Origin of the sequence: Streptomyces hokutonensis (genome assembly GCF_000376565.1) — a bacterium.
Lineage (GTDB): Bacteria > Actinomycetota > Actinomycetes > Streptomycetales > Streptomycetaceae > Streptomyces > Streptomyces hokutonensis.
Genome location: NZ_BARG01000031.1, coordinates 277,365 through 292,865 on the forward strand (window position 1 = coordinate 277,365; position 15,501 = coordinate 292,865).

General features: G+C 71.1%; 13 protein-coding genes. 7 read left to right on the forward strand and 6 right to left on the reverse strand.

Features of this window, described 5'->3' with window-relative positions; genetic code table 11:
* The first annotated feature begins 77 nt into the window (after positions 1 to 77).
* From SSP08S_RS18830 to SSP08S_RS18855, 6 genes are read left to right on the forward strand one after another with little or no spacing between them, the layout of a single operon-like run.
* Positions 78 to 1,661, forward strand: a complete 1,584-nt coding sequence (locus tag SSP08S_RS18830) for an ABC transporter substrate-binding protein (protein ID WP_019069167.1) — start codon at positions 78 to 80, stop codon at positions 1,659 to 1,661.
* Between the two features lie 2 nt (positions 1,662 to 1,663).
* Positions 1,664 to 2,620 carry an ABC transporter permease gene (locus SSP08S_RS18835; RefSeq protein WP_019069168.1) on the forward strand — a complete coding sequence of 319 codons (957 nt, stop codon included), beginning with the start codon at positions 1,664 to 1,666 and terminating at the stop codon, positions 2,618 to 2,620.
* Positions 2,617 to 3,504, forward strand: a complete 888-nt coding sequence (locus tag SSP08S_RS18840; RefSeq protein WP_019069169.1) for an ABC transporter permease — start codon at positions 2,617 to 2,619, stop codon at positions 3,502 to 3,504. Before SSP08S_RS18835 ends, SSP08S_RS18840 begins: the two co-directional genes overlap by 4 nt.
* Positions 3,504 to 5,234: a dipeptide ABC transporter ATP-binding protein gene (locus SSP08S_RS18845; protein WP_019069170.1), complete on the forward strand. Its 1,731-nt coding sequence runs from the start codon at positions 3,504 to 3,506 to the stop codon at positions 5,232 to 5,234. Before SSP08S_RS18840 ends, SSP08S_RS18845 begins: the two co-directional genes overlap by 1 nt.
* Entirely contained in the window at positions 5,231 to 7,237 is a 2,007-nt protein-coding gene (locus tag SSP08S_RS18850) for a CocE/NonD family hydrolase (RefSeq protein WP_019069171.1), read from the forward strand. The genes SSP08S_RS18845 and SSP08S_RS18850 overlap by 4 nt, the downstream gene beginning before the upstream one ends.
* Positions 7,204 to 7,899 carry a TetR/AcrR family transcriptional regulator gene (locus SSP08S_RS18855; RefSeq protein ID WP_019069172.1) on the forward strand — a complete coding sequence of 232 codons (696 nt, stop codon included), beginning with the start codon at positions 7,204 to 7,206 and terminating at the stop codon, positions 7,897 to 7,899. The genes SSP08S_RS18850 and SSP08S_RS18855 overlap by 34 nt, the downstream gene beginning before the upstream one ends.
* On the opposite strand, the gene SSP08S_RS18860 is transcribed toward SSP08S_RS18855, so the two are convergent.
* The 3 genes from SSP08S_RS18860 to SSP08S_RS18870 all read right to left on the reverse strand — a co-directional run bounded on the left by SSP08S_RS18860 (position 7,862) and on the right by SSP08S_RS18870 (position 11,183).
* Positions 7,862 to 8,755, reverse strand: a complete 894-nt coding sequence (locus SSP08S_RS18860) for an SGNH/GDSL hydrolase family protein (RefSeq protein ID WP_019069173.1) — start codon at positions 8,753 to 8,755, stop codon at positions 7,862 to 7,864. The two genes, SSP08S_RS18855 and SSP08S_RS18860, sit on opposite strands and share 38 nt — an antisense overlap.
* A gap of 77 nt (positions 8,756 to 8,832) precedes the next feature.
* The gene (locus SSP08S_RS18865) at positions 8,833 to 10,500 is read right to left on the reverse strand and encodes a hybrid sensor histidine kinase/response regulator (RefSeq protein ID WP_019069174.1); all 1,668 of its coding nucleotides are present in this window, start codon (positions 10,498 to 10,500) and stop codon (positions 8,833 to 8,835) included.
* Positions 10,501 to 10,508: 8 nt separating this feature from the next.
* Positions 10,509 to 11,183, reverse strand: a complete 675-nt coding sequence (locus SSP08S_RS18870) for a response regulator transcription factor (RefSeq protein WP_019069175.1) — start codon at positions 11,181 to 11,183, stop codon at positions 10,509 to 10,511.
* Between the two features lie 231 nt (positions 11,184 to 11,414).
* On the opposite strand from SSP08S_RS18870, the gene SSP08S_RS55510 reads away from it, so the two are divergent.
* Positions 11,415 to 11,807: an STAS domain-containing protein gene (locus SSP08S_RS55510; protein ID WP_245607904.1), complete on the forward strand. Its 393-nt coding sequence runs from the start codon at positions 11,415 to 11,417 to the stop codon at positions 11,805 to 11,807.
* 4 nt (positions 11,808 to 11,811) lie between these two features.
* Here the strand turns inward: SSP08S_RS55510 and SSP08S_RS18880 are convergent, their stop codons facing one another.
* The 3 genes from SSP08S_RS18880 to SSP08S_RS18890 are packed head-to-tail and all read right to left on the reverse strand — an operon-like array spanning position 11,812 to position 15,236.
* The gene (locus SSP08S_RS18880) at positions 11,812 to 12,687 is read right to left on the reverse strand and encodes a geranyl diphosphate 2-C-methyltransferase (protein WP_019069177.1); all 876 of its coding nucleotides are present in this window, start codon (positions 12,685 to 12,687) and stop codon (positions 11,812 to 11,814) included.
* Between the two features lie 49 nt (positions 12,688 to 12,736).
* Positions 12,737 to 13,777, reverse strand: coding sequence for a family 2 encapsulin nanocompartment cargo protein terpene cyclase (locus tag SSP08S_RS18885; RefSeq protein ID WP_019069178.1), 1,041 nt, complete (start codon positions 13,775 to 13,777; stop codon positions 12,737 to 12,739).
* A gap of 16 nt (positions 13,778 to 13,793) precedes the next feature.
* Positions 13,794 to 15,236, reverse strand: a complete 1,443-nt coding sequence (locus SSP08S_RS18890; protein ID WP_019069179.1) for a family 2B encapsulin nanocompartment shell protein — start codon at positions 15,234 to 15,236, stop codon at positions 13,794 to 13,796.
* Positions 15,237 to 15,501: the final 265 nt, after the last annotated feature.

Here is a 15,501-nt window from a genome sequence, read left to right on the forward strand (position 1 = left end):
CGTTATCGTTCACGCACTTCACTCAATCGTTCCGCTGAACGAATAGCTGAACGAATAGCGACAAGGACGGTCGGTACATGTCCGACATCCACCACCCGGGCCGCCGGTCGGTGCTCACCGCGGGCCTCGCCTCGGCGGCGGCACTCGGCGGGTCCTGGCTGCTGACCGGCTGTGCCGGGGCGGAGGCCGCCCCCGTCCTGCCGGCCGCCGCCGCGAAGGGCGCCCCCGACCGCGGCGGCACCCTGCGCATCGCCCGGCCGCCCGCCTCCGACGCCGAGACCCTCGACCCGGCCAGCTCGCTGTCCGCGTACGAGTACCTGGGCGCCCTCTACAACCGGCTCGTCCGCATCGGCTCGAACGGCGAGCTCGCCCCCGACCTCGCCGAGTCCTGGGAGCCCGACGCCAAGGCCCGCACCTGGACCTTCCACCTCCGCAAGGGCGTCACCTTCCACAACGGCCGCGCCTTCACCTCCGCGGACGCCGCCTACTCCCTGCGCCACATCCTCGACAAGGCGACAGCGTCCCCGCAGGCCGCCGTCCTCGCCCCGCTCATCGACCCGGCGAAGCTGGGCACGCCCGACGCCCACACCCTCGTCGTCCCCCTCAAGACCCCGAACGCCGAGTTCCCCAGCCTGCTGACGCACTACAACTGCTACGTCATCCCCGACGGCAGCGCGAAGTCCGTCGGCCGCACCGGCATCGGCACCGGCCCCTTCAAGCTGGAGTCGTTCGCCCCGGCGGGCCCCGGCCGCGTCACCGCGTACACGGACCACTGGGCGGGCCGCCCCGTCCTCGACGCGATCGCCTTCTACTCGGTCGCCGACATGTCGGCCCGCTCGAACGCCTTGCTGGCAGGGCAGGTTGACCTCCTCTCCCAGACCAACCTCGACTTCGCGACCGCCCGCGTGGTCGCCGCCTCGGACCGCGCGACCATCGCCCGCGTGAAGAACGCCCAGTGGTACGTCCTCCCGATGCTCACCACCGAGAAGCCCTTCACCGACGTCCGCGTCCGCCAGGCGATGAAGCTCGCCTACGACCCCGAGCACGTCGTACAGGTCGCCCTCCAGGGCGCGGGCACGCCGGGCTGGGACAACCCGGTGCCGCCCAGCGACCCGGCCTACATCTCCGCGCACCCCAAGCACGACCCGGAGCAGGCGAAGTACCTGCTCAAGCAGGCGGGCCACGAGGGCCTGGCGATGGACCTCTACACCTCCTCCTACGACCCGCTGTTCACGCCGATGGCGCTCGCCTACCAGGACTCGGCGAAGCGGGCCGGCATCCGCATCAAGGTCAAGACGGCCTCCGCGGACTCCTACTACACACAGATCTGGATGAAGAAGCCGCTGATGGCGACCTACTGGTTCACGGGCCGGCCCGTCGACCAGCTCTTCACCCAGATCTTCCGCAGCGGCTCCTCGTACAACGAGACCGCCTGGTCCGACAAGGGCTTCGACGCGGTCCTCGACCGGGCCCGCGCCGAACTCGACGACACCAAGCGGCGCGAACTGTACGGCGAGGCACAGACGTTGGTGATCGAGAAGGGTGGGGCGATGACCCCGATGTTCGCCGACCGGCTCGTCGGCATCTCCCGCAAGGTACGCGGATACGCCGAGCACGGCTTCGAGTTCGACTACCTGGGCATCGGCCTGAAGGGAGCCTGACCATGCTCTCCTTCATAACCCGCCGCATAGCGGCCGCAGTTGGCACCCTCTTCCTCTCCTCCGTCCTCGTCTTCCTCGCCGTCCAGGCCCTGCCCGGCGACGTCGCCACGCAGATCCTCGGCAAGGACGCGACGCCGGACGCGGTGGCCGCCCTGCGCGAGAAGCTGAAACTCGACAAGCCCGCCTGGGAGCGGTACGCCGACTGGGTGGGTGGTGCCCTCCACGGCGACTTCGGCACCTCCCTCGTCTCCGGCAAGGCAGTGGGCGGCGAGGTGAGCACGTACCTCGGCAACTCCGCCCTGATCGCCCTCGTCACGGTCCTCTTCGCGGTCACCGGCTCGATCGTCCTGGGCGTCCTCGCGGGCCTGTACCGCGACCGCTGGCCCGACCACCTCATCTCCACGGTCAGCCTCGTCGGCATGAGCGTCCCCGAGTTCGTCGTCGCGACCGTCCTCGTCCTGTGCTTCTCGGTCGCCCTCCCGTGGTTCCCGGCGGTCGTCCTCTACGGCCCGGACGCCTCGGTCGGCCAACTCCTGCCCGCCGTATGGCTTCCCGCCCTCGCGCTCGCCGTGGTGATGGCCGCCTACATCGTCCGCATGGCCCGCACCTCGGTCATCGACGTGATGGCCACCGAGTACGTCACCACCGCCCGCCTCAAGGGCCTCTCCACCTGGCGGGTCGTCACCCGGCACGCCCTGCCGAGCGCCCTGCTGCCCACCCTGCACGTCATCGCGCTCAACGTGGCCTGGCTGGTCGGCGGGGTCGCGGTGGTCGAGAACGTCTTCAACTACCCCGGCATCGGCAAGCTGATGCTCTCCTCGGTGCAGAACCGCGACCTGCCCACCATCCAGGCCATCGCCCTCATCAGCGCGGTCGTCTACGTCGTCTGCAACCTCGCCGCAGACCTGGCCACCATGGCCCTCAACCCCAGGCTCCGCACCCGAGGGAGGACTCGATGACCACGCTCGACACCGCTGCGCCGACCACCGTACGAGGCGCCCGCACCGCCCGCGCCTGGCGCACCCTGAGCACCTCCCGCACGGCGCTCATCGGCCTCGCGATCGTCGCCGTACACATCGTGATCGCCCTGCTGGCCCCGCTCCTCACCTCCTACGACCCGATCGCCAACGACGCCAACCACGCCCTGCTCGGCTCCAGTTGGAGCCACTGGGCCGGCACCGACCAGTACGGCCGCGACGTCCTCGCCCGCGTCCTCTACGGCGGCCGGTACGCCCTCGGCGTCTCCCTCGCCGCCACTCTCCTCACCGTCGCCCTCGGGACGGTCATCGGCTGCGCTGCGGCCCTGCGCGGCGGCTGGTTCGACGACGTACTGGGCCGGATCCTGGACGCGGTCCTCTCCGTACCGTCGATCCTCGCCCTGCTCGTCGTGGTGACCGCCCTCGGCACCGGCCCGTCGGTCATCGTCCTCGCCGTCGCGATCACCTTCGTCCCGCAGGTCGTCCGTGTCGTGCGCGGCGCCGCCCTCGCGGTCGTCCCCGCCGACTATGTGACCGCGGCCCGTGCCCGAGGTGAGAGCACCTGGTCGATCCTGCGCCGGGAGATCCTGCCGAACATCACGGACGTGGTGTGCGTGGAGTTCGCGATGCGGGCCTCCTGGGTCGTGCTGCTGATCTCCTCGCTGTCCTTCCTCGGCTTCGGCGCCGACCCGCCGACTCCGGACTGGGGCCTGATGGTTGCCGAGAACCGCACCGCCATCACCGTCGTCCCGATGGCGAGCATCGCTCCCATCATCGCCCTGGCCACCCTCGTGGTCGGGCTCAACCTCGCGGCCGACGGCCTGTCCAAGGCGTGGGGCGTCGACCGGATCAGGGAGGGCTCCTGATGACCCCGATCGTTTCCGTCAACTCCCTGTCCGTGGCCTACCGTTCGGGCGGCCGGGACGTGCCCGTCGTGCACGAGGTGTCGCTCGATGTCGCCGAGGGGCAGACCCACGCGCTCGTCGGCGAGTCCGGCAGCGGCAAGTCGACCGTCGCCGCGACCCTGCTCGGGCATCTGCGACACGGTTCGCGGATCACCGGCGGGTCCGTCCAGGTGTCCGGCGCCGACGTATTCGCCCTGCCCGCAAGGGAGTTGCGAGGGCTGCGCGGCGGCACGGTCGCGATGGTCGGCCAGAACGCCGGCCACGCCCTCACGCCCTCCATGCGCATCGGACGCCAGATAGCGGAGGCGGGCGGCGAGGTCCCCGTCACGGAACTCCTCGCACAGGTCCGGCTGCCGAACCCGGCCGACCTGGCCCGCCGCTATCCGCACGAACTCTCCGGCGGCCAGCAGCAGCGTGTCGCCATCGCCATGGCCATCGCGGCCCGCCCCAAGGTCCTGGTCCTCGACGAACCGACCACCGGCCTGGACGTCATCACCCAGCGCAGCGTCCTCGACCTGATCGCCGCCCTGAGCGACGAACTCGGCCTGGCCGCCGTGCTGGTGAGCCACGACCTCGGCGTCGTCGCCCACATGGCCGACGAGGTGACCGTCCTGCGGTCCGGTCGGGTGGTTGAATCGGCGCCCACCAGGCAGCTGTTCGCCCAGCCCCAAGACCCGTACACCAAGCGCCTGTTGGCGAGCGTGCCGCGGCTCGACGACACCGGGCTCGCGGTCGTCGGCGAGGCGGGGGAGCGGGAGGTCAGGCCCAAGGCGGAGGTGCCCGCCGACGCTCCCGTGGCCGTGTCCGCGCAGGACGTCACCATCGACTACGGCAGCACCCGTGCCGTGCACGGCGTCTCCTTCGACGTCCGGCGCGGCGAAGTCCTCGCCCTCGTCGGCGAGTCGGGCAGCGGCAAGTCCACCCTCGCGTGGACCCTGGCGGGTCTGCGCACCCCGTCCGGCGGCACGATGCGCCACGAGGACGGCGACCTGGCCCGGCCGGCGCAGCAACGGCCGCTGTCCCTGCGCCGCCGGGTGCAGCTCGTCTTCCAGAACGCGGACACCTCGCTCAACCCCCGCCGTTCCGTGGGCGACGCGGTCCGCCACCCGTTGCGCTTCTTCGGCACGGCGGCCGACCGGCCGGAGGCGGCCGAGCGCGCCCGCCGACTCATCTCCGACGTACGGCTCGACCCGGCCCTCGCGGACCGCCTTCCCGCGCAGCTCTCCGGCGGCCAGCGTCAACGCATCGGTATCGCAAGGGCGTTGGCGGGTGAGCCGGACGTCCTGATCGCCGACGAGATCACCACCGCCCTGGATGTGTCGGTCCAGGCGGACGTACTCCGCCTCCTCGACGACCTCCGGCGCGAACGCGACCTCGCCTGCCTGTTCATCAGCCATGACCTGGCGGTCGTACGGGGCATCGCGGACCGGGTCGTCGTACTGCGCCACGGAGTCGTTGTCGAGGAGGGCCCGACGGAGACCGTCTTCGCCGACCCCCAACACCCCTACACCCGCCAACTGATGGCCGCCGCCCTCGAACCCGACCCCGACGCGCTGCCCTACGTCGACGACACCGCCGACTGGGCCGACGCGGCCGACGGGGACGACATCTGGACCGACCACGGCGCCGACGGCCACCGCGTCCGACGCTGGCGCCCCCTCGACGCCCCCGTGGCAGAAGGAGCTTTGTGAAGTACCGCAAGCAGTTCGACCGCCAGGTCGTCCGCGAGGACGTCTGGATCCCCACCCGGGACGGAAGGACCCGGCTGCACGCCCGTATCTGGCGGCCCGTCGACGCCGAGGCGGACCCGGTGCCCGCGCTGCTCGAATACCTCCCGTACCGCAAGAGCGACTGGACCGCGCCCCGGGACGCCCAGCGCCACCCCTGGTACGCGGGGCACGGCTACGCCTCGGTCCGCGTGGACATCCGTGGGCACGGCGACAGCGAGGGTCTACCCGGCGACGAGTACGACGCGCAGGAACTCGCGGACGGCGTGGACGTCGTCAACTGGCTTGCCGCACAGCCCTGGTGCACCGGCAAGGTGGGCATGTTCGGCATCTCCTGGGGCGGCTTCAACTCCCTCCAGATCGCCGCGCTCGCTCCCGAACCCTTGAAGGCGATCGTCACCGTCTGCTCCACCGACGACCGCTACGACAACGACGTCCACTACACGGGCGGCGCCGTCCTCGGCATCGACATGCTCGCCTGGGCCGGCACCATGCTCGCCTTCGCCGCCCGGCCGCCGGACCCGGCGAGCGTGGGCGAGGACCGCTGGCTGCCGATGTGGCGCGAACGCCTCGACGCCCTCGAACCCTTCCTGCACACCTGGCTCGACCATCAGCAGCGCGACGACTACTGGAAGCACGGCAGCGTCTGCGAGGACTACACCGCGATCGACGCGGCCGTCCTCGCGGTCGGCGGCTGGAACGACCCGTACCGGGACACCGTGCTGCGGCTCGTCGAGCACCTGCCCGGCGACCGCGTCCGGGGGATCGTCGGCCCCTGGTCGCACCAGTACCCCGACCGCGGTCTGCCGCCCGGTCCGGCGATCGGCTTCCTCCAGGAGACCCTGCGCTGGTGGGACCAGCACCTCAAGGGCGTCGACACGGGCGCGATGGACGAGCCCCTGCTGCGGGCCTGGATCACCGACCCGGTCCCGCCGGCGACGTCGTACGACGTACTGCCCGGCCGTTGGGTGGGCGACGTCAAGTGGCCGAGCCCGACGGTCAGTTGGGACGCACGACCCCTCGGTACGAGCACTGAGCCCGTCCTCGTGCGGTCCCCGCAGCACACCGGCCTCGACGCCGGGCGTTTCTTCCCCTTCGGGAACGCGAGCGACCTGCCGCCGGACCAGCGAGAGGAGGACGGCCGTTCGGTCTGCTTCGACTCCGAGCCGCTCACCGAGCGCGTCGAGATCCTCGGCCGCCCGCGCGTCCGGCTTCGCCTCGACAGCTCCGCCCCGCGCGCCCATGTCGTCGCCCGGCTGTGCGACGTCGCCCCGGACGGCTCCTCCACGCTGGTCACCCGTGGCGTGCTCAACCTGCTGAGCAGGCACGGCCGGGACCGGGCCGTCGAGTGGACACCGGGGACGTACGAGGACGTCGAGTTCGAGCTGACCGGCATCGGCTACGCGATCCCGCCCGGCCACCGCGTCCGGGTCGCCGTGTCCGACACCTACTGGCCGTGGGTGTGGCCGCACGGCCAGCGCGGCGAGCTGCGGGTCGTGCCGGCCGAGAGCGCCGTACGACTGCCCGTGCGCGAAAGCGGATCGGAGCCGCCGATCCGCTTCGAGGAGCCCGAACAGTCGGTCCCGCTCGACGTGATCTACGACCGGCCCGCAGGGCCGACGCCCGAGCGGCTGGTCACGCACGATGTCGCCAAGGGGGAGTGGACGCTGGAGGTCGACCCCAACTACGGGGGCTCGCGGACGTATCCGGACGGGCTGCGCTACGAGGAGAGCGCGCGGGAGACGTACCGCATGCGCAGCGACGACCCGCTGTCCGCGCACGCCGCCTCGGAGTGGCGAATCCGGTTGCGGCGCGGGGACGACTACGACGCTGAGATCATGGCGCGGACGGAGCTGCGCGCCACGGCCGCTGACTTCGTCATGGACAGTCGCGTCGAAGCACGGGCGAACGGAGAGACAGTGGCCGAGCGAGCATGGCACCGCACCACCCCGAGGACGTCGGGATGACGGCCGCCAAGCCCCCGCAGGCCGCCAAGGCACCGCGCCGTGCCGTCGCCGCCGCCGCCCGCACCCGGCAGCCCACCGAGGTGCGCCGGCGGCTCATCGTCGAGGCGGCCGTCCCGCTGATAGCGGAACGCGGCTACGCCTCGGTCGGCGTGCGGGACGTGGCGGCCGCCGCCGGGGTCTCCGTCGGTACCGTCACGTACCACTTCGGCAGTGTGCAGGAGATCCTGTCCGAGGCGATGGTCCTGCACATCGAGCGCTACTACGCCGAGTTGCACGAGGCCGCCGAGCAGGCGACCAGCGGGGCGGAGGCGCTGCGGCTGCTGGTCGACGCGCTGTTCACCGAGGACACCGACCGGCACTGGCGGATGTGGTTCGACTACTGGAACGCCGGTGAACAGGGCACCGACGAGGCCTTCAGCAGTGGGCAGGCCCGGCGCTACGAGAGCTGGCACCAGCAGATCCGCGCCCTGGCCGAACGGGGCGTCGCCGACGGCGAGTTCCGCTCCGACGACCTCGACGGCTTCACGGTCCGCTTCGCCGCCCTCGCCGACGGCCTCGCCCTGCAACGGCTGCGCCAGGCACCCCCGTTGACCACCGAGGACGCCCGCCGTCACCTCAACCGGCTCATCGAGACGGAGCTCGGGCGCCGATCACCCGCGTGATCTCCCTGGCCATGCGCAGGATGCCGGGGGAGCGGACCGGACACGGTCTCGGCGTCGAGGTCGTCGGCGCCAGGCAGAAGTGCAGGTAGTCGTCGTCCCGGTGCAGGGCCGTACGGCCGTTGCCGGGCTGGGTGCAGTAGTCGGGGTGGGCGCGCTCGTAGGTGGTGCACGGGAGGTACTGGGTCCAGGTGTAGCGGGCGCCGGCGGGGCTCACGGCCTTCCCGGCGTCGGCGACGGTGTCGTCCGTGGACCTGGCCTGCGCCTCGTAGAGCGCGTTCACCGCCCGGACGCGCTCGGGGGTGATCGGGTCGGGGCCCTGCAACACCCAGACGACGGTGGGCCGTTGGGTACCTCCGGCGGTCGCGATCTGCGCGGTGAGCTTCCTGATGTCGGAGGCGTACCGCCGCAGATACGTCTGCCGGTCGGCGTCGTAGGTGATCCCGTCCATGCAGGGCGTGTAGCCCCACGCGTTGCCCCAGAACTGCAGGATCACGAAGTCCGGGTGCAGCGCGCGCACCAGCGCCGCCGCCTTGTCGCCGTCCGGCACCAGGGAACGCGCCCCCGTGCCCTCCAGGTAGTCGCACAGTGTGGTCCCCGAGTACGGGGCACTCGTGTACGTCGCGTCGAGCCTGCCGCGGAGTTCCTGCCCGAGCACCCGCTGGCTCTCCATCGCGAGGGAGTCCCCGAGATACAGCACGCCGGGCGCCGACTTCACCGGGGCGACGGGGACTTGTCGATGGGTCGTGGCGCGCACGGACGGGGTCGGCGGCGGGACCTCGGGCCCGGACGCCGGGTCCGTGCACGCGCCGAGCAGCACTCCGGCCAGCAGTACACCCACGATCCACGGCTTCCGCATACGGCGACTCCCGCCCCGGGCACCGGCAAACGGCTCCCCAGGCAAGCACAGGCAGGGTGAAGGTGGAAGACGCTCCGCTACTCCAGGCGCTCCAGCAGGTCGAGCAGATCGGTCAGCGGGAGCGGCTTGGCGAGATGGGCGTCGAAGCCCGCCGTCCGGGACAGCGAACGGTCGGTGCCCCGGCTGAAGCCGGAGACCGCGATCAGCCGGAGCCGGTCCCCGTGCGGCCGGGCCCGTACCGTACGGGCCACCGTGTAGCCGTCGGTGTCGGGCAGGCCCAGGTCGCACAGGACCACGTCGAAGACGTCGGACTCGGTCGCGGTGAGCGCGTCGGCGCCGGTGTGGACGGCGGTGACGTGGTGGCCCTGGCGTTCCAGGAGGGTGCGGTAGGTCGCGGCGAGGTCGGTGTTGTCCTCCACGATCAGGATGGCGAGTTGGCGCCGGGCGCGGGGTGGCGCGGACGGGCGTGCCGGTTCCGGAGCCGCCTCGTCGGCCCGCGGCAGCAGGACCGTGAACGTCGCTCCCTTGCCGGGGCCTTCGCTGTGCGCGCTGATCCGGCCGCCGTGCAGTTCGACCACCGTACGGGCGACCGCGAGTCCCAGACCGAGCCCCTCGGGCGTGTTCGGGCCCGCCGGGGCCGCCCGCACGAACACCCCGAACAGGTCCTCGGCCTGGGCGGGTTGGAAGCCTATGCCGTCGTCCCGCACGGTCAGCCGGGCCTGCTCGTCCTCGACCGTGAGCCGGACCTCCGTACGGCCGCCGGGCGGGGAGTACTTGAGCGCGTTGGACAGCAGGTTCGTCAGCACCTGGGCCAGCCGCAGCCGATCCCCGTCGACCACAACGGGCGTGTCCGGCAAGGTCAGTTGGAGGGTGCGCTCCTCGTGTCCGAAGAGGCTCCTGATGTCGGCGCAGGCGCTCTCGACCACGGACCGTACGTCGACCCGCTCGGACACCAGCTCAAGTCGGCCGGTCAACGCCCGTGTCCCGTCCAGGAGATCGTTGCTCATCCGCACCAGCGTGCCCAACTGCCGCTCCAGGACCGAGAGTGCGGGAAGGCCGTCGTCCGGCAGGTCCAGTGCGAGCAGTTCCACGGCCGCGCAGGCCGCGGCGAGCGGATTGCGCAGTTCGTGCGAGAGCGTGGCGATGAACCGGTCCTTGGCCCGCTGCTCCTCCCTCAACTGTCGTCCGGCAGCGTCCAGTTCGGCGTTGGCGCGGCTCAGCTGCTCGTTGACCTCGCGGATCTCCCGGGCCCGTACGAACAGGTCGATCTCCATGCCCTCGGCCCGCATCTGCGCCTCGGCGGCGGCCCGTTCCTGCTCCCGGCCGACCCGGCGCAGATGCACGAAGTCCGTGACGTCCTCGACCCGGTGGATGATGTGCGTGACCCGTCCCTCGGCGTCCAGGACGGGGGAGTTGACGGGGCTCCAGTACCGCTCGGCGAAACCGCCCGCCTCGCCGGTCGGGATGTCGTAGCGCTGGAGGGCCATCGTGTCCTTGCGGCCCGTGGCCACCACCGACTCCAGCGAGCGGCGCAGGTTGGCGACGCCGTCCGCCGAGGGGTCGTCGGGGTTGTCGGGGAAGACGTCGAAGATCCGTTGCCCGACGATCGTGCGTTCCGTACGGGTGGCCGCGAGATACGCGCGGTTGACCTCGACGATGGTGAAGTCGGGGCTGAGGATCAGCAGCGGGGAGAGCGAGGAGTCGAAGAGCAGCCGGAAGTCGGGGGTCGTGAGGGGCGGTGACATGGCGGCTCTCAGGGGTCGAGGCGGTAGCCGTAGCCGCGGACCGTGGTGATCCGGGGCGCGGGCGTGGGGAGTGCCGCGAGCTTGCCGCGCAGGCGGTACACGTGCTCGATCACGGTGGCGGGCTGCTGCCAGGAGGCGCCCCAGATCCGGTCGAGGACCTGCTCGGTGGAGAACACCCGGCCGGGCGCCTCGCCGAGCATCTCCAGCAGGGCGTACTCCTTGGGACGCAGGGTGAGGAGGACGCCGTCGGCGGACGCCTGGCGGGCGGCCGTGTCGATCCGCAGTGAGCCGACCTGGATCACGGCCGGGGTCTCCGGCGGCTGCGACCTGCGCAGTACCGCCCTGATGCGGGCCACCAACTCCCGTTGTGAGAACGGCTTGACGAGGTAGTCGTCGGCGCCGATCTCCAGGCCCGCCACCCGGTCGGCCTCCGCGCCCCGGCCGGTGACCACGATGACCGGAAGCCGGCTGGTGGAGCGGAGCGCCCGCAGGAGTTCCAGGCCGCTGCCGTCCGGGAGTCCCAGGTCGAGGACGGCGAGATCGATGCGGCTCTCGTGGAGGACGGACTTGCCGGCGCGGGCGTCCATGGCCCAGGTGACGGTGAATCCCTCGTGCTCCAGGTAGGAACGGCACATCAGTGCGAAATCGGGTTCGTCCTCGATCAGTGCCAGGTGCGGACGCATTCCGCATCACCCGGCCCGACCTCGGCCCGCTCGTTGTGTCGCTGATGAGCGGGCGTTGATGCCCCGACCATGTGGCGAAGGTAGAACAGGAGGTACCCACGGTTCAAGGGGGAGCCGCTCGGGGGAGTTCCGGCGCGGGCTCGTGCGGTGCGGGGATGTCGAAGCCGCCGCACGGACCCGCGCCGGATCGTGCGCCCGCGCGCGACAGGCACGGAACGGGGACGGAACACCTTGCACGAGAAAAGCCTGGAGCCGGTGACCGCGGCGGCCTGGCCGGCGCCCGGCGACCATGCCCTGCTGGGCGCCAGGGACGGCCTGCTCGTCGTCGACCTGCACGGCGACATCGATCTGGCGACCACGACCCCGCTGCGCGAGTGGCTGGACTCCGTCGTCGCCCTGCGCGCGCCCGCCTACGTCGTCGATCTGCGCCGTACGACGTTCATCGACTCCACCGGACTCAACCTGGTGCTGCGTTTCCGCCGCCGGGTGCGGGAGCACGAGGCGGGCTTCGCCGTGGTGTGCGCCCCGCGCACCGTGCGCCTGTTGCGGGCGCACGGCACGCTGGACGTCCTCGATCCGGCGCCCGGTCTCCCGGAGGCGGCCTCCAGGATCGCCGGCCGCTGAGACCTCAGACCCGGTCGGCCGCGATCAGCAGATACTGGAAGCTGCCGTTGCGGTAGGCGGTCAGAAAGGTGTCCTCGATGCCCGTGACCAGATGGTCGGCCCGGCTGCGCAGCGCCCAGTAGGGGATCGTGTCCTGGGTGAGGTCCTGGACGTGGACGGGCACCAGCCGGTTGCGGGCCATCGCCCGGAAGTACTCCGACCTGGGGTGGATGTCGCAGATGTAGTGGGCGTTGATGAGGGACACCTCGCGCGAGGCCCGGCCGTAGGTGTCGTTGTAGCAGCCGGTGATCACCACATAGCGTCCGCCGCGGCGCAGCAGCCGGGCATGCTCGGCGAACAGCAGGTCCAACTCGACGTACATCGTGGACTCGTTGTTCCACGACGCGGCGAACTCCCCTGTGGGGAAGCCGGTGTCGAGCATGTTGCGGTGGTGGTAGCGCACCTTGCCGTCGATGCCCCGGGCACGGGCCTGCGCGTTGGCGAACTCGGCCTGCTTGGCGGAGATCGTGACCCCGTCGGCCCGGCAGCCGTAGCGCAGATGCGCCACCACACTGCCCCCGCCGCGCCCGCAGCCGGCGTCGAACACCCGGTCGTCGGGGGCGAGTTGGCCGAGGTGGGAGGCGAGCAGTTCGGCCTGGGCGTGTTCCAGGCGGTGGAGTTCGGCGGTGAGCCGTTCGCGGCGCCGGACGGGGTCTGGCTCCTCCAGCACGGATTCGTCGGCCCCGCCGATTCCGTAGTGGTGGTGGTACAGGTCGTCGATCTGTCCGAGGGCGAGGTTGACCGGGTTCTCTTCGGCGTTCCAGTAGTCCGCGACACGGCTCTGGTACGTGGACTGGGTCGGCACCGGTGGAGCTGTGGTGCCGGCGTCGGTGGTGGTCAACGGTGACTCCTAGCGTGGTGCGTCTGACGGGACGTCAGGGACCGGACTCTTACCAGTAGTTGGGCAGGTGGTAGCGGTGGGTGTTGGTCGCGTGCCACTCGTGGTTGCCGGACACCCAGGCGGCCAGGCCCTCGGTGTAGCGCGCGACGAGGGGCGAGGTCGCGGAGAGCGCCGCGGACTCCTCGTCGAAGGCGTCCATGATCCGGTTGTGGATCTCGACGGACTTCAGATAGGCGGCCTTCAGCCCGCACCGCTCGTCGGCAGCGACGACCTGCGGGAGGTTGAGGTGGTCCGGGTCGCTCGCGAGCTCCCTGGTGAAGGAGTACAGGTCGTTGACGATCGTGGTGGCGTTGCAGGCGAGAGCCGTGACCCGCTGGATCTCGGGCCGGGCGTAGACCTGTTCGGGCAGTTCGTAGCCGTCGACCGCGTCCACGATGGACAGACAGGGCCGGAAGTTGTTGAACTGCCGCATCACCAGGTACTCCCACACCCGGGGCTTGTACCGGATCTCGGCCCACGCGGCCTCGGCGAGATAGCCGAGGTGCAGCCGGGCGAGGTCGTGCACGATCCGGTCGGTCTGGCTGGGGGTGGCGAGGAGGGCGTAGTCCTGGATCGCGAAGTGGTACGAGCGCAGCGGGCCGTCGGTCTGCACGCCCTGGCGCCACTCCTCCTCCAGCTCGGGGGTGGAGTGGAACGGGTCGAGCGCCGACTGCGCGAAGATCAGCCGCCCGCCCAGCCCCCGGTGCGAGCCGCCCTTTCCCTCGTCCTCCTCGCAGTAGCAGTTGTCGACGATGTTCTCGGCGAGCAGCAACTTGCCTGCCGCGGTGAGCCGTTCGAGGTCGACCGCCCCCGGGTGCTGGAGCACCACGGCCCGGCCGAACTGGAACCCGGCGAAGTCCCCGCCCCACGCGGCCGGGAACAGATCGAGGCCGCGCGCCCAGGTCTCCAGTCTGCGGTCGAGCTCCGCGGCCTTCTCCGGGTCCGCGGGTACTGCCGGGCGGTAGGTGAGTCCGGGGATCGCTCCGGTGCGCCGGGCCCGCAGAGTGCTCGCCAGGTTCGGCGGGCCGGGCAGCGGGAGGGAGGTGGTCATGAGCTTCTCCAGGCCGTCACTCGGCGGTCCTGCCGATCTGGACGTTCTCCAGGATTCCCGCCGCGTCGGGGACCAGGATGGCCATCGAGTAGTACGCGGTGACGAGGTAGCGGATGATCGCGGCCGAGTCGATGCCCATGAAGCGGACGTTCAGACCGGGCTGGTACTCCTCGGGGATACCGGTCTGGAACAGGCCGACGACCCCCTGGTCGGCCTCACCGGTACGCAGCGCGATGATGCTGCTGGTGTGCTGCGGGGAGACCGGGATCTTGCTGCACGGGAAGAACGGCACACCGCGCCAGGCGGGGATCTCGTGCCCGTCGACGGTGGCCGTGCCCGGCACCAGACCGCGCCTGTTGCACTGCCGGAAGAAGGCCGCGATGGCCTTCGGATGGGCGAGGAACAACTTCGTCCTGCGTCGCATGGCGAGCAGTTCGTCGAGGTCGTCCGGGGTCGGCGGACCGGTGAAGGTGCTGATGCGCTGGGTGTAGTCGACGCTGTGCAGCAGCCCGAAGTCCCGGTTGTTGACCAGCTCCCACTCCTGCCGCTCGCGGATCTCCTCGATGGTGAGCCGCAGTTGCTGCTGGGTCTGGTCCATCGGATCGTTGTAGAGGTCGGCGACCCTGGTGTGCACCCGCAGCACGGTCTGGGTGAGGGACAACTCGTACTCGCGCGGGGCGAGTTCGTAGTCGACGAAGCCGCCGGGCAGCGTCGGCTCGCCCACATGGCCGGCCTGCACCGGCACATCGGCCTCGCCCTTGCGGTTCATCGGCAGCCGCTGCCGCTCGGCGTAGGCCTCCAGATGGGCGGCCAACGACGGTACGCGGTCGGTGAATTCGGACACGACGTCCCAGGGCAGAACCAGCAGCACGCCCGCGGTCTCGGCGCGCACGGAACTCAGCCACAGCGGGTCGGACTGTCCTATGGCCTCGTCCCCCATCTGGTCGCCGTCGGTGACGACTCCGAGGATCTCCTCCTCGTCGTAGGGTCCCGCCGCGTAGCGGGTGAAGCGGCCGTGGGCGACCAAGTAGGCCTCGGTGACGGGCTGTCCGGCCTCGAAGAGGACCTGGCCCGCGCGTACGTCCCGGACCCGGAACCGGGTGGCGATCTCCTTCAGGACCTCCGTGTCTGAGTACCCGCGCAGCACGGGCAGTTCGGTGAGCGTCTCGGGGATGACCTTCACGTCGTCGGCGCCGTTCTGCTCGAACCGCACCCGGCCGCGGCCGACGCTGAGCTGGAGCCGCCGGTTGACCCGGTAGGCGCCGCCCCTGACGTCCACCCAGGGCAGCATCTTCAGCAGCCAGCGCGAGGTGATGGCCTGCATCTGCGGTTCGGACTTGGTGGTCGTGGCGAGTTGCCGGGCCGCGACCGTGCTGAGGCTGGTGAGCTGTCCGTTGCCGGGCGGCTCGGGGGCGGAGTCGTCGGTGGCCGGTCCGTTGACGCTTTCCGGAGTGGACACATTCCCTCCCGGGAGGTGAACAGGGGTGAGCGCGTCGTCGGTTTACAAGCCAAACAGTCCTGCCCAGCACCGGTAACCGCGCGAAGGGGGCGGCTTCGCGTTCCGGAGGTCGTAAACCCGCCGGTCGGGTCGGGGAGGGCGAGGGTTCGTGCCCGCACCCCGGCGCGCGGGGCGCGCGGGCGCGGTGCCAGGCGATTCCGGCGTTCGACGCGCGCCCCGCACCCCTGGTGACTAGCGTGAGAATTCGGACAACCAGATCCAGCCA

Bases quoted from the DNA above. Each gene is read 5' to 3' on its own strand.
- SSP08S_RS18885 (WP_019069178.1), bottom strand. From the start codon at position 13,777: ATGACCACCTCCCTCCCGCTGCCCGGCCCGCCGAACCTGGCGAGCACT.
- SSP08S_RS18860 (WP_019069173.1), bottom strand. From the start codon at position 8,755: ATGCGGAAGCCGTGGATCGTGGGTGTACTGCTGGCCGGAGTGCTGCTC.
- SSP08S_RS18840 (WP_019069169.1), top strand. From the start codon at position 2,617: ATGACCACGCTCGACACCGCTGCGCCGACCACCGTACGAGGCGCCCGC.
- SSP08S_RS18870 (WP_019069175.1), bottom strand. From the start codon at position 11,183: ATGCGTCCGCACCTGGCACTGATCGAGGACGAACCCGATTTCGCACTG.
- SSP08S_RS18865 (WP_019069174.1), bottom strand. From the start codon at position 10,500: ATGTCACCGCCCCTCACGACCCCCGACTTCCGGCTGCTCTTCGACTCC.
- SSP08S_RS18855 (WP_019069172.1), top strand. From the start codon at position 7,204: ATGGCACCGCACCACCCCGAGGACGTCGGGATGACGGCCGCCAAGCCC.
- SSP08S_RS18835 (WP_019069168.1), top strand. From the start codon at position 1,664: ATGCTCTCCTTCATAACCCGCCGCATAGCGGCCGCAGTTGGCACCCTC.
- SSP08S_RS18845 (WP_019069170.1), top strand. From the start codon at position 3,504: ATGACCCCGATCGTTTCCGTCAACTCCCTGTCCGTGGCCTACCGTTCG.
- SSP08S_RS18830 (WP_019069167.1), top strand. From the start codon at position 78: ATGTCCGACATCCACCACCCGGGCCGCCGGTCGGTGCTCACCGCGGGC.